The sequence below is a fragment of the Desulfosporosinus sp. BICA1-9 genome (assembly GCF_000802135.1).
In genome coordinates this window covers 1-14,109 of the sequence record NZ_JUEE01000155.1, presented here as the reverse complement: position 1 = coordinate 14,109, position 14,109 = coordinate 1, and the positions used below count along the sequence as shown (strand labels likewise).

The following is a 14,109-nucleotide window of genomic DNA, read 5'->3' as shown; positions in this document are numbered from 1 at the left end:
AATGAAAATTACGGAGCTATTGGTGGATGATTCGATTCTATTAGGCCTTAAGGCTGAGACCAAGGAAGACGTTTGGAAAACTTTGGCTCACAGCTTTCAGGAAATCGGGGCGGTTCATAATGTAGAGCAGTATTTAGCAGACGTAGCCGTAAGGGAAGCGAAGGGCACGACGGGAGTTGGGTTTGGTGTAGCCATTCCCCATGCCAAATCTGAAGGGGTTACCAGGCCGGCCTTGGCCATGGCCCGTCTGGAAAAGAAAATCGATGTTCAGTCGATGGATGGTTCCCCAGCAGATCTTTTCTTCCTGATCGCGGCGCCCACCCAAGGGGAGGATATTCACCTGCGGGCTCTTTCGAAATTAGCGAGGTTGCTGATGCATGGTTCCTTTTTGGAGTCTCTCAGAACGGCTAAAACCCAAGCAGAAGTCAAGGCGGCGATAGAAGCGCACGAGAGTTAAACATTATGAAGGAGGGGGAAAGTTTATGAAATTCGTAGCCATCACATCCTGCCCTACAGGGATAGCCCATACCTATATGGCGGCAGAGGCCCTGCAGGTGGCCGCAAAGGAAATGGGACATGAGATTAAAGTCGAGACACAAGGATCTGTTGGTGCTGAAAACGTTCTTACTCATGAGGATCTGGCGCACGTAAAGGCTGTCATTATTGCTGCGGACACGTCGATCGACAAGAGTAGATTTGCTGGAATGACCATTATTGAAGTTTCAACGAAAGAGGCAATTAAAGACGCTAAAGGGCTGCTTACCACGGCGGCAAACGCAAAAGGAGGCGCAATCAATCCGGTGGATCAAACTACTCAGAACGGTCTGAGTAGACCTGAGAGAAAGGAATCCAAAACAGGTGTTTATAAACATCTGATGACGGGCGTGTCCTTTATGATTCCGTTCGTGGTGGCAGGGGGATTGCTGATTGCTTTAGGCTTTGCCGTGGGTGGAATTTATGTTTACAATGTTCCAGGAAGTTTTGGAGAAACGTTATTCTCGGCTGGTAAAGCCGCCTTTACGTTGATGGTTCCAGTCTTAGGTGCTTATATTGCCTTTTCGATCGCTGACAGACCTGGTATTGTCCCGGGTATGATTGGTGGTTTAATGGCCGCTAATAATGGCTCAGGCTTCTTAGGAGCTATGGTTGCCGGTTTTGCGGCAGGGTATATCGTGTTGGCGATTAAAAAGTATGTTAAACTTCCGAAATCCCTGCAAGGATTAATGCCAATTCTGATTATCCCCGTGCTTTCAACGGCCATTATGGGCCTGCTGATGGTCTACGTGATTGGTAAACCTATGACTTCATTTAACACGACTTTAGCAGCCTGGTTAACCTCCTTAAGCGGTACAAACGCTGCATTACTGGGCATAATATTAGGTGCGATGATGGCCTTTGACATGGGTGGTCCGGTCAATAAAGCTGCTTACACATTTGGAGCCGCAACGGTCGCCACTGGTAACCCATCCGCGATCATGGCTGCAGTGATGATCGCTGGAATGGTACCTCCCCTGGCCATTGCTCTTTCAACGGTTCTAACGAAGAATAAATATACCCTGGAAGAGAGAGAAGCCGGAAAGGCTAATTGGGCACTAGGTTTATCCTTTATCACGGAAGGTGCCATTCCGTTTGCGGCAGCCGATCCCTTGAGAGTTTTGCCATCCATCATGGTTGGCTCAGCAGTTGCCGGGGGAATATCTATGGCGTTTGGGAGTACCATCATCGTGCCCCATGGCGGAATATGGGTCTTAGCGATTCCTCATGTTGTAGCTAATTTGGTACCCTATATTCTAGCTCTGCTCGTAGGAACCTTTGTATCAGCTTTCATCCTTTCAGCGGTTAAAAGACCCGTTACAAAATAGACTCCTTGGGAGGTATTGGAAATGATTATCAAAGAAATTACCATTAGGAACAGCTCAGGGCTCCATGCCCGACCTGCTTCTATGTGGGTCCAGATGGCTAGTCGTTATCAAAGCAGTATCAAAATCAAATCCAACAATTCTGAGGTGGATGGTAAAAGTATTCTAGGGATTCTGTCGCTAGGGTTAGCTTCAGGCAGTCAATTTGAGTTGATCGTGGACGGTAAAGATGAACAGGAAGCGGCCGAGAGCTTAGAAACTCTCGTAAATAACTTGGAAAACCAAGGTGAGTAAAATGGATATGGATAAAAATAGTTGGCTTGGATTAGGGGTATCTGCGGGTCGAGCCGCAGGCAAAGTTTGGCTTCTTCAGACCTTTACGTCGGAGTTGGAGTATAAACAGGAGGGTGAGATCGATGCAGAACAAGAATTGGCACGATCGCAAAAGGCCGTTGAACTCACCAACCACAGACTTACCCAATACGAGCAACAAGTTCGGACTGAAAAAGGAGAAGAGTTCGCGCAGATCTTTACAGCCCATAAACTATTGCTTACCGATCCTGCCTTTATAGGAGAGGCCCAAAAGAGGATTAAATCACGAAATTTACTGGCCGAGCAAGCTTTGAAAGAAGTAGCAGCAGAAGCGGTTCAGATGCTACAGAATATCCCTGATCCGTACTTTCAGGAACGCGCTGTCGACGTGCAAGATGTGCTGGAACAACTGCTCCAGAATTTGCTCGGCGCCCAGGGGTCTGGGGCTACCTCATTTCCAAAAACAGGGGATTGGATCGTTGTGGCTGAAGAACTGACGCCGGCTCAAACCATTGCGTTGCCTAAGGATCGGGTACTGGGTTTTATCGTACGCAAAGGAGGCAAAACATCCCATGCAGCCATTCTGGCCCGGACTTACGGGATCCCGGCGGTTAGTGGGGTTGACGCTTCATGGGAGGAATTGACGGACTTAACATGGGCCGAACTAGACGGAGATGAAGGTTCTGTCAAGCGATCTCCAGAGGGCATTACCTTTATTAAAGGAAATGATTCTGACGAAGAGGAACAAGAGTGTCTGACTGGGATATTCGGAAATATGGTTCTAGCGGCCAATGTCGGAAGTCCGGAGGATTTACCGCTGGTGCAGAAATTTAAAGCGCAGGGAGTAGGGCTTTACCGGACTGAATTCTTGTTTATGGGGGATCAACTACCTTCAGAGGAAGAGCAGGTAGAGGCTTACAGCAAAGTGATTGCCGCCTGTGCACCTCATTTGACCGTTATCCGAACGTTGGATATTGGTGGGGATAAAAGAGCACCTGCTTTAGAGCTGCCGAAGGAACAAAACCCCTTCTTAGGTGTACGGGCCTTGCGCCTGTGCTTGCGCAGACCAGAGGTATTTAAGGTCCAGCTTCGGGCGATCTGGCGTGCTTCGGCTGCAGGTCCGTCGGCTGTGATGTTTCCTATGATTGCCACGCTTGAGGAATTGCTCCAAGCTAAGGAACTGCTCCAGATAGCTCGGGACGAAGTGGTACGAGAAGGATGGGCTATCGGCAAGCTTGAAGTAGGCATGATGATCGAAATTCCTGCAGCCGCTTGGAATTCTAAGCGGTTAGCCGCAGAGGTTGATTTCTTTAGTATCGGTACGAATGATCTGACTCAGTATATGTTGGCAGTGGATCGAGAAAATAATGAGCTGGCAGACTTATATCAACCGCATCACCCCGCGGTATTGGGCATGATTGCCCGAGTGAGCCAAGCCGCAGAAAAGGCTGGCATTTGGGTGGGCATTTGTGGTGAGGCCGGAGGAGACAGTATTTTGGCACCTTTCTTCGCCGCATTGGGGATCAAGGAACTAAGTATGGCCCCTGGGTCATTGCCTAAAGTCCGTCAGACCCTGAGCAAGTTGACGTTTAAGGGTGTGGACAAACAGACATTAGTGGACTCAGTTCTGGATTGTGCCACTGCAGCGGAGGTCATGGAGCAATTAAATATATTTAGTGCATGAAGCGGTACTATTTAAACAAGGGTTGAATTTTTGAGATTCAACCCTTGTATTTATTCTCGTTAGAAAGAAGGGGGAACATTGCTTACGGTACGCCAGTTAGTTGAGGAATTTAAATTTGAGGTTCAAGCCGGACATGAGGGATTAAACAAAGAAATTTCGGACTACAGCTTAAAGCGTCCGAGTGCAGAATTGGCGGGATATTTAGCGCATTTAACTCCCCAGCGCCTGCAAGTGTATGGGAGGACTGAGTTAGGACTCATCCAGCAATATGAAGAGACAGTACGGCTCGCACATCTGGCCCAAGTGATGGTGGCAGGAGTCCCCTGCGTGATCATCACCCGAGGATTGATGATCCCCAGTGAGTTTATTGAATTAGCCGAGGAGCGCAACATCCCTCTCTTAACAACTTACCGATCGACGACCCAACTTTTTTATCTGTTAATTCGCTACCTTACAAACCAGTTAGCTCCCCGTACCCTAGTCCACGGAGTGTTAGTCGACGTATACGGCGTCGGTGTTTTGATTACCGGTGAGAGTGGGATTGGCAAAAGTGAGGCGGCTTTAGAATTAATCAAAAGTGGTCATTTGTTGGTGGCTGATGATGCTGTGGAAGTTCGTCGGGTCGATGAAGAAAGTTTGCGAGGCGCTGCCCCTATTCGGATTAGGCACCTGCTTGAAGTGCGCGGTTTAGGAATTCTTGATGTAACGACCCTATTTGGGGCGGGTGCCGTACGAGATGAAAAAGATATCCAGTTTATCGTACACCTGGAAGAATGGCAGCAAGAAAAGTTATACGACCGGCTAGGAATTGATCCACCTCAGACACGGCAGATCTTAGGGATCTCAATTCCGGAGATCACCGTTCCTGTTCGTCCGGGGCGTAATCTAGCCACCATCATTGAAGTCGCAGTGATGCAAAGGCAAATACCCTCGTCAGGACACCCATTCCGTTCTTTTTAGTCTGTTTGCAAAAGCATTGTCGTATTGCACCGGAGGTTGAGAATATCATTTAGTAGCTTAAATAAAGTTTAACTCAAGCATTCGAGGTCGAGGTCGAGGTCGTTGTGCAAACGCCTCCCGATGTTTATTAAATCCAAATTTTCACTTAATAAGAAATAAGATTAAATCTCGCATTTCTCCATTAAAAAATGACAGAAAGCGAGATTTTTTCACTAATTTAAAAGGCAGTTCTCGGGTCAAAAAGTAATTAAATCAACTATTTTGACTAAATATTTGTATTAATTGTCGTAATTTCCAAAGATTATTCGATAAGAATTTGGAGGAATTACCCGATAAAATAAAGGGAAAAATCGACAATATATTGAATTAAAAGAATATTATAAAATTTTATAAGGTAAAATAACCCAACAATATCATTAGTAACTTCCTACCTTTTAAAGAGCAATATTTTTTAAAAATAGATAATCAATATATTACTGTCTAAATAAGGCCCCTAAATATGTGATTCAAGGAGGCCAAAGAAGATATGAAAAGGCAAAATTTAATTAACAATTCGTGGTTGCGACTTATCTTGGTAGTTTTGTTAATTGGAACATTATTCTTAGCTGAAGAGTCTATGATGAAAAAAACCATCCTCATTGGCTTCGCTGCTCAATTGACCGGTGTTCAAGCTGAATTGGGAGTTCAAGAACGAAACGGAGTTCAAATGGCGCTAGAGACGATTAACGCAACGGGTGGTGTTGACGGACGTAAGATCGAATTGATCATACGTGATGATCATGGTATCCCTGAAAAGGCTCAGGCTGCCGATCGTGAGCTGATTAAGGCTGGGGTACTTGCCATCATTGGTCATACAACCAGTGAGCAAACACTTGCAGGGTTGGAGGTAACAAACCCTGCTAAAGTCGTATTGCTTGGTCCAACTGTCTCAACTCCAGATCTGAGTGGTATAGATGATTATTTTTTTCGAGTTTATCCTTCATTCAAAAACAGCGCTCAAGCTTTCGCCCAATATATCTATCAACGAAGTGGAATAACCCGGCTGGCCATTATTTATGATAGTGACAATGCTGCATACTCCAAGACTTATTGCTCAACCTTTTCTAGTAAATACCAGTCTATGGGCGGTGCGATAACAAGTGAAATCAGCTTTTCTTCGGTGGCACAGTCGGACTTTTCCCCATTACTCTTGAAGTTGAGTGCGAGCAAAGCGGAAGGACTGCTTATTATCGCTTCAGATATTGATACGGCACTCATTGCTCAAAGAACCCGCCTTATGGGCTGGCAGACCCCACTATTTACCTCGTGTTGGGCTCCGACAAAAACCCTGATCAACAATGGCGGCCAAGCAGTTGAAGGGATAAAATTCGAACAAGCCTATGCATTAACCAGCCAATCACCGACTTTGTTGGATTTCCAAGCCCGTTATCAAACCAGGTTTGGACAGGCCCCTTCCTTCGGTGCCGCTCTTGCTTATGACTCCTTCCTAGTATTGGCAGCTGCTCTGGAAAAGACCGGAGGAAGGCCTGAAGGATTACGACAAGCGTTGCTAGAAACACATGATTTTCAGGGGCTGATGAATACGTTCTCTTTTGATCGCTTCGGCGATGTTGAGCGGCCCATATATTTAAGCACCATTCGTGACGGTAAATTTATTACTCTTGAGGATTTAACCTTAACCGACCCTGGAGGTGAATAATGGCAAACGGAAAAGATTTACCTTCTCTCCGTCAGGTGTTCTGGCGTTTGGTACTCTTACGTCTGTTTCTTCCTCTAATGGTCTTGGGGTTGGCAGTAGTGGTCGGAGTAAGCTATATAGGAGAACAAAATCTTGAAATTCAGCAATCCCAGATCGCACAATCTATGGCTCAGATAGTTGATCATCATCTGGACCAAGGGGGTCGAATCTTGGATACAATTGCTCGGGTAGCAGAGAACTCAGGAACGGAAAGGTTGCCGATTTTCCTGAAAAGCACCTGGGAAGCCTATGGTTACTTTGATACCTTATACTATTTGGATGAAGGTAACATAGTCAAATTATTGATGCCTTCCAATCCGCGTTATTTAGGCTTGGATATGTCCAAGTTACCGGATTTTCAGCAAACAGTAGAAAAGAAAAGCCTTGGTATTTCTCGGCCATTTATTTCACTTCGTACGGGTGAACCCACAGTTTACTTGGTTAGACCCCTTTCTAGTGGAGGTCGTGTGGTAGGAGAATTGAACCTAGGATTATTTCAGAAAGAGATCACAAACATAACTACTAGATCAGGTAAGGACTTTGTTTTCATTATGGATCAATACGGCACGCTGTTAGCTCATCCCTCTTTTGATCTGGTCAAACAGCAAACCAACCTGAGTAACTTGGAAATATTTCACGATAGCCTAGCCGGAAAGACAAACGCGTTTTATCTATACGACGGAACTAGGGTTTTGGGTAGTGCTTCCCGGTTAGAACGAACTGGTTGGATTGTTGTAGATCAAATCCCAGTGTCTGTTTTTTGGGGTTCATATGTATGGACAGTAGGGCTGATACTTCTGGTAGCATCAATCATCTGGCTGATTTTAGCATGGAACCTACGTAATCAACTCCAGAGATACGTGAGCGCACCGCTGGAGCAACTTAGCCAAGTAACCAATGATCTGATGATTGGAGATTTCAGTCAGGTCAACTTATTGTCTTCCATTCCTACTGCTTATTTTGAATTAAATAAGCTTGCGACCGACTTTCAGTTCATGAGTAACAGCCTCCAAGAACGTGAAACCTCACTGCGAACCCTTGCGCACGAGCTGAGCGAAGCAGACCAACGAAAAAATGAGTTTCTCGGGGTGCTCTCCCATGAGCTGCGAAACCCACTTGCCTCAATCTGCAGCAGCCTCGCTTTCCTTGATCGTGTGATGCCAGGTGGAAGACAGGTTAAAAAAGCAAAAGATGTTATCAATCGACAAGTGACGCAGCTCTCTCGCATGGTCGATGATTTACTTGACGTCACGCGTATTACGCAGAATAAGATTCAGCTACAATGTCAGATGTTTGAGCTTAATGAAATCGTTCGGTGTACGATTGAAGACTATCAATCGATCTTCGAGCAGAACGACGTGCTCCTAAGAGCCGAGTATGCTCCATCTGCGATAATGGTTAATGCTGATAAATCACGTTTGATCCAGGTAGTTGGAAATCTACTTCATAATGCCGCCAAATTTACAAACCGTAGTGGAACTACGCAAGTATCTATAGTAAGTGACACCTCGCGGAAACTGGCTATCGTTCGTATCGTTGATACCGGTGTCGGTATAGCACCAGAAATGCTTCCACTTTTGTTCCAGCCCTTTATGCAAGTAGGCATGGCTCTTGACCGGGGTCGTGGTGGGCTTGGTCTCGGGTTGGCGTTGGTCAAAGGGCTTGTGGAAATGCACGGTGGTGACGTGAGCGTCTTTAGCGCCGGACTTGACAAAGGATCGGAGTTTATAGTACGTATTCCTTTTGATGATACTGTGATTGAAATGCCTCAAGAAGCCGTGCAACCGGAAATTCACCATCGTTCCCAGCGGGTGCTTATCATCGATGATAACGTGGATATTGCAGAAATGTTTAGTGCTTTACTAAAGCACATTGGTTATACAGTTGAGGTTGCCTATGACGGTCCAGACGGGATCGTTAAGGCCCAAGTGTTCCGGCCGGAAATCTTACTGTGTGATATCGGGCTACCTGGCATGAACGGTTATGAGGTAGCGAGGGCTTTTCGCGCCGACCAGGAACTTAAGGATATTTTCCTTGTAGCCATAACTGGCTATGCGTTACCTGAAGATATAAAGAAAGCCTTTGAAGCTGGTTTTGATCGACACCTCGCAAAACCAGTGGAATTAACAACACTTGAACAAATGCTGGCGCAAGCACAAGTTAACTTTAACGTAATTCCCATTTTGTCGCATCTCGAGGATGTTGAGCGGCATGGTTGAGCAAAAAAACAGCCACCTGGCTGTTTTTTGTGTTGTACTGATCTGGACATTAACGCTCTAATTGCTACACTCTTTAACCCGCCTGTACAGCTGCTTAAAGAGCGTATTTTTCTCGATTTTTGTAACCCTATAATCAAATTATCAGTCTGGAAATTTACGAGGATGTCGCTTTCGGGTGTAGTTTTAAAGAAGGAAATATCTTTTGTGATGTCGAAATAATGGATAACACATAGAAGTAGGACGGTGGAAGTAAGTGAGATTAGGGACAACCTTTATGACAAGTTTGGTAATGGATTTTTCCGGGGCTATTATGCCCTTGCCAAATTTAAAGTATATAGCTAGAGTTTAGAATAAAAAGATCCGGATTCTGATAGAGATTCGGATCTTTTAGCATCTTTGACGATGTTCTTTTATGTATGCTTAGTCGCAGTCTGAAAAAATTCAACATCAAAGAAGGAGACTACTTGTGAATTTAGAGGTTTTGATCACTAACAAGGAGCTTTGTGTTGGTTGTAATAAGTGCATTGCTAAATGCCCGATTAAAGCTAACGTAGCGTTCCTTTATAATGGAGAGAATAGGGTTAAGGTGGATCACTTGAAGTGTATTCACTGCGGAGCGTGTATTGATGTGTGTGATCATCATGCGAGAGACTTTGCGGATGACACTGAAAGGTTTTTCTCTGACTTGAAGCGGGGGCATAAAATTTCGGTCATAGTTGCTCCGTCCATTCGATTTAACGTTCCTCAGTATAAACGATTATTCGGCTATCTTAAATCGTTAGAAGTAACGCGGATTTATGATGTGTCCCTTGGAGCGGATATTACAACCTGGGCTTATTTGAAAGCCATTGAAGAGCAGAAATTAGATTCGATCATTGCTCAACCTTGTCCGGTAATTGTCAACTACATTCAGAAGTATCGCCCGGAGTTAATTAAAAATTTAGCGCCGATCCATAGTCCAATGATGTGCACAGCTATCTATCTGAGAAAATACCTAAACGTTCATGATCAAATTGCGTTTTTATCCCCATGTATCGGTAAAATAGATGAGATTAGTGAAAAAAATGCAGATGGGCTCATCGAATATAATGTTACGTATAAAAAAATTAAGAATTATTTAATAAATAACCATATCGATCTATATAAGTATCAAGAAGCTGATTACGATGAAGTTGGTTGTGGGATTGGGCTTGCTTTCAGTCGTCCGGGTGGACTAAGAGAAAACGTAGAATTGCGCACACCTGATGCGTGGATTAGACAGATAGAAGGACCAGAGCGTGTTTATAAATATCTAGACGAATACTCCAAACGAATGATTGAGCATCAACCACTACCGCTGATTGTGGACATTTTGAACTGCCAGAGTGGGTGTAACAACGGCACTGGAACCTGTGGAAAAATCAGTGTTGATGATATTGATGATAAAATGAATGCACTAATAAAGGAAAAAATTCAAACGTATCATAAAAGGAATCAAGGTTCAGGGATTCTTTCGGAGTATGAGTTATTCTATAAGGACCTCCGTCTGAGTGATTTTGGCAGGCTATATGAAGATAAGTCTGGAGTCCTTGGTAATCATGAGATTTCTGACCTTGAGCAGATTTTTACACAGTTGCATAAAACGACAGAAGCATCTCGCAATGTCAATTGTTATGCCTGTGGATTCGGCAATTGCCAGGAGTTCGCTAAATCAGTTTTGCAAGGGACAAATCACATAAGCAATTGCATAGACTATAATCGGAAAGAGTTAGTCCGTGAAAAGGAGCATCTCTCCCAAAGGAACAAAGAAATCAAACAACTTCATTACTTGGCTACTCATGATTTTCTGACGGATATCCCTAATCGCTATTACTTAGAGGAATATCTCAATAAGCTAATGCTCAGTAATACTGGTAAACGCATGGAAAGTGCTCTTTTATTTATTGACCTTGATAATTTCAAAGTAGTTAACGACTCCTTTGGACACGCAAGTGGAGATCAAATACTGCTTAGTGTTATTAAACAGTTAGATATGCATTTGGGCGATACTGCTTTTTTGGCTAGGCTTGGTGGAGATGAATTTGCTGTTGTATTGAAGGACACTAGCTTAGAGAAGGCAAGTTCCGTCGCTAACCAATTACTACAAGCCTTGCGGATGGAAGACTTCAAAGTGGAAGGTCATCAGGTAACTATTAAATTGACAGCGAGTATCGGGATCATGATAATCGATGGGACACTAGATACTCAGACACTTTTTTCTTACGCGGATGTAGCTTTATACACTGCCAAGGAAGAGGGTAAAAATAGAATTAGTTCGATTCAGTCCAGTTACGATAGCGCAAGATTATTGAAGTCAAACCGAACGATCCTTCTAATCAACAATGCTTTGAAAGAAGATCGATTCACCTTATACTTTCAACCCGTTGTTAAGATGGACGGGAGTATTGTTCATTATGAGGCTTTACTCAGAATGCTTGATCAACAGGGAGATCTTATTTTTCCAAATGAGTTTTTACCGATTGCTGAACGTTTTGGCTTAATGTCCCAAATTGATCGATGGGTCGTCAATTCGGCCATTGAATTTTTAACTAAACATACGGAGCTATCTCTCTTTGTGAATCTATCGGCTTCTAGTTTTGCTGATGAAGAGCTGCTAAAATTTATTGAATTAAGAATCACAGAGAGTTCTGTGTTGCCTTCACGAATCGGATTTGAAATTACGGAAACTGCAGCTATTAAGGATTTAGATCAAGCGGAGCACTGGATTCGAAGGTTGAAATTGACTGGGTGCAAGTTCGCCCTAGATGACTTTGGAGTAGGTTTTCTTACGTTTACTCATCTCCAAAGGCTTCCGGTTGATTATCTCAAAATTGATGGCTCCTTTATTCGAAATCTCGATGTTGATCCGATTAACAAGGCATTGGTTCAAGCGATCAACGCCGTCGCCCATGCCCTCAGTAAAGCCACTATCGCAGAATACGTTGAGAACGAGGAAATATGGAGAATCTTGGGCGATTTGAAGATTGATTTTGGACAAGGTTATTTTTTGGGAAGGCCAGCAACTTTAAAGGATTTACCGATTGATGTTGTAACAAAGTACAAGGATTTAGATGTTGACGCAAGCATACCTTAATGCTATAAAAAAGAATATACTGAGTTTCCGGGAAACTCCTTTTGAAGAGTGTTAGGATGAAAGTGTCGAGAGGCAGTAACACAATTCAAAAGGGGTTTTTCTCTGTTAGAAAATCAATTTTGTTTATTGAACAAGTATACTTGTCATGTGATAAATTATAAAATATTTAAATTTGGTATAGATGTGAAAATGTTTTCATGTTAGAATGAAGCATAAATGGTTGTATATCAAGTTCCAATACAGAATACAATATGAAAATACTTTCATAAAGGAGATTTATGATTAATATAAAAGAAGTTGCCAGGCTGTCTAATACATCAATAACTACAGTTTCAAGGGCTATAAATAATAGCGGATATGTAAAACTGGAAACAAGAAAGAGAATAGAAGAAACTATTAAGACCCTTGGATATAAGCCTCTTGAAAGAAGTGGCGGAGCAAAAGCAACAACAACATTCGGACTTATTGTCCCGAACATAGAAAATCCTTTCTATGGGAAAATGGCCAATCATTTAAGTAGTGTCGCCAATTCTTTCAACTATAATTTGTTGCTCATCAATATTAAGTGTATTGAAGAGAACAAGGACGAAGTTCTAGTCGATTTATTGAATAACAGGGTAAACGGACTGATTTATGCTTCTTCATACAGGAGTCTGGAAATAGCACATATTGCCCAGGATAAAGGTATTCCTGTAGTTGTTCTGGATAGGGAAATCAAGAATGATAAAATTACATCTGTTAGTGTAAACAACGACTATGGTGCTTTTATAGCTACCGAGCATCTGATAAAGCTAGGCCATAAAAACATAGCCTATATCGGTGCAGCGAAGAATATGGAAATATCCACAAAAAGAAAGATGGGATATATAAGAGCGCTTGAAACTTATAATGTAACAGTTGATGAAAGAAATATAAGTTATGGCAATTATACAATGCAAAGCGGTTATGAATGTGCTGAAATGCTGCTAAAAGATAATCAAGAAATTACTGCAGTACTGGCAGTCAATGACTTGATGGCTATAGGAGTAATAAACTATTTGCATAAATCGGGTAGAAAGGTGCCTGAAGATGTTTCAGTACTCGGTTTTGATAATATTGAACTGGCAGGAAGCATTACTCCCTCATTAACGACAGTAGAGTATCCCATAGTAAGGATGAGTGAAGTGGTCATTGAATTGATTCTAAGACAGATCAATGACAATGGGAACAGTGTAGAAGCCTTGACACTTTTCCCCAAGCTGGTTGTCAGAGAAAGTACCGGATCTGTTAAAAGTAGAGAATAGCATGTTTTAAAATGGAGGTTGCAGGTGAAAAAAAGATTATTTTATATGCTTTTTGTTCCGAGTTTATCAATGATTTTATTTTTTCTTATATATCCACTGCTGCTAACCACGTTTCCTACTTTCTTTGAAGGTAATTCATTGACTCTGGTACGTTATTTAGACTTTTTTATGGATGACTATTTCCAGAGGATATTTGTAAGAACTCTGAAAATATCGTTGATGGCAGCTGTTGTATGTGCGATTTTGGGCATACCAGTGGCATATTTCATTTCGAAGAGTTCACAAAAAGTAAGAGGATTACTTATTGCGTGCACTGTATTCCCACTGCTTACTACCCTGGTGGGCGTAATGGAAAATATAGAGCCCGAACTTATGGAGGCAGTAGAAAGCCTTGGGGCCAACAGGATTAAAGCTTTCTTCAAAGTTATCCTAAAATCCCTTGAAAAATTATACCTACACAGGCTCATCCACATTAAATGCCTTATAGATCGCCTTTTGATCTTTGGTTAGTGGAAATAGAATTCGAGTCCCATTTATTATTTGTAAGCGAAGTTTCGACAGAGAAATCAGCAACTTCTTCATAGTCATCCTTTTGTATAGTTCTTTTTCCAGCATGACCTTATGGATATGTGCTGCAAGTATTAATGAGATGAAACCGACAAATAGCTTGTTCTGCATGATGTCTTCTCTATGCACTCTTAATCTCCCAAGGTCTAGACTGTTTTTTAAACGGAGGAAGCCCTTTTCAACAACATCCTTTTCCCGGTAAATTCTGATTGATTCTTTGGCATCAGCCACATCATTCGTTATGATGACCAACCAGCCTGCTGTTTCCAATTCCTTATTGATTACATTCTCTTTAATGCTGATGGTGTAACCGGAAGGGGATTTCTCCGAGCTGCGGATGAGGAGGTATTTGCAGTATTCCTCTTCATTCAGGGT

Annotated in this window: 10 protein-coding genes and 1 pseudogene; 10 read left to right on the top strand and 1 reads right to left on the bottom strand. The window is 42.9% G+C overall.

What is annotated here, in order from left to right:
* The first annotated feature begins 1 nt into the window (after position 1).
* The 10 genes from JL57_RS19775 to JL57_RS34925 all read left to right on the top strand — a co-directional run bounded on the left by JL57_RS19775 (position 2) and on the right by JL57_RS34925 (position 13,677).
* The gene (locus JL57_RS19775; RefSeq protein WP_034143696.1) at positions 2–457 is read left to right on the top strand and encodes a PTS sugar transporter subunit IIA; all 456 of its coding nucleotides are present in this window, start codon (positions 2–4) and stop codon (positions 455–457) included.
* A gap of 25 nt (positions 458–482) precedes the next feature.
* On the top strand, positions 483–1,862 hold the full coding sequence (locus JL57_RS19770; RefSeq protein WP_034143695.1) for a PTS fructose transporter subunit IIC: 1,380 nt from the start codon (positions 483–485) through the stop codon (positions 1,860–1,862).
* A 21-nt stretch (positions 1,863–1,883) separates the two neighbouring features.
* A complete protein-coding gene (locus JL57_RS19765) occupies positions 1,884–2,153 on the top strand; it encodes an HPr family phosphocarrier protein (protein ID WP_034143694.1) in 270 nt (89 codons plus the stop codon).
* A 1-nt stretch (position 2,154) separates the two neighbouring features.
* Positions 2,155–3,855, top strand: coding sequence for a phosphoenolpyruvate--protein phosphotransferase (ptsP, locus tag JL57_RS19760; RefSeq protein ID WP_034143693.1), 1,701 nt, complete (start codon positions 2,155–2,157; stop codon positions 3,853–3,855).
* 78 nt (positions 3,856–3,933) lie between these two features.
* Complete coding sequence (hprK, locus tag JL57_RS19755; RefSeq protein ID WP_034143692.1) at positions 3,934–4,815, top strand: HPr(Ser) kinase/phosphatase; 882 nt, start codon at positions 3,934–3,936, stop codon at positions 4,813–4,815.
* Between the two features lie 526 nt (positions 4,816–5,341).
* Entirely contained in the window at positions 5,342–6,514 is a 1,173-nt protein-coding gene (locus JL57_RS19750) for an ABC transporter substrate-binding protein (RefSeq protein ID WP_034143691.1), read from the top strand.
* Positions 6,514–8,772 carry an ATP-binding protein gene (locus JL57_RS34935; RefSeq protein WP_291300312.1) on the top strand — a complete coding sequence of 753 codons (2,259 nt, stop codon included), beginning with the start codon at positions 6,514–6,516 and terminating at the stop codon, positions 8,770–8,772. Before JL57_RS19750 ends, JL57_RS34935 begins: the two co-directional genes overlap by 1 nt.
* Before the next feature lie 466 nt (positions 8,773–9,238).
* The gene (locus JL57_RS34930) at positions 9,239–11,884 is read left to right on the top strand and encodes an EAL domain-containing protein (protein WP_045691705.1); all 2,646 of its coding nucleotides are present in this window, start codon (positions 9,239–9,241) and stop codon (positions 11,882–11,884) included.
* Positions 11,885–12,162: 278 nt separating this feature from the next.
* On the top strand, positions 12,163–13,167 hold the full coding sequence (locus JL57_RS19730) for a LacI family DNA-binding transcriptional regulator (RefSeq protein WP_034143690.1): 1,005 nt from the start codon (positions 12,163–12,165) through the stop codon (positions 13,165–13,167).
* A 24-nt stretch (positions 13,168–13,191) separates the two neighbouring features.
* The gene (locus JL57_RS34925) at positions 13,192–13,677 is read left to right on the top strand and encodes a hypothetical protein (protein WP_291300311.1); all 486 of its coding nucleotides are present in this window, start codon (positions 13,192–13,194) and stop codon (positions 13,675–13,677) included.
* On the opposite strand, the pseudogene JL57_RS19725 reads toward JL57_RS34925, so the two are convergent.
* Positions 13,621–14,109, bottom strand: a pseudogene (locus tag JL57_RS19725) (hypothetical protein); the annotation flags it as partial. The gene JL57_RS34925 and the pseudogene JL57_RS19725 sit on opposite strands and share 57 nt — an antisense overlap.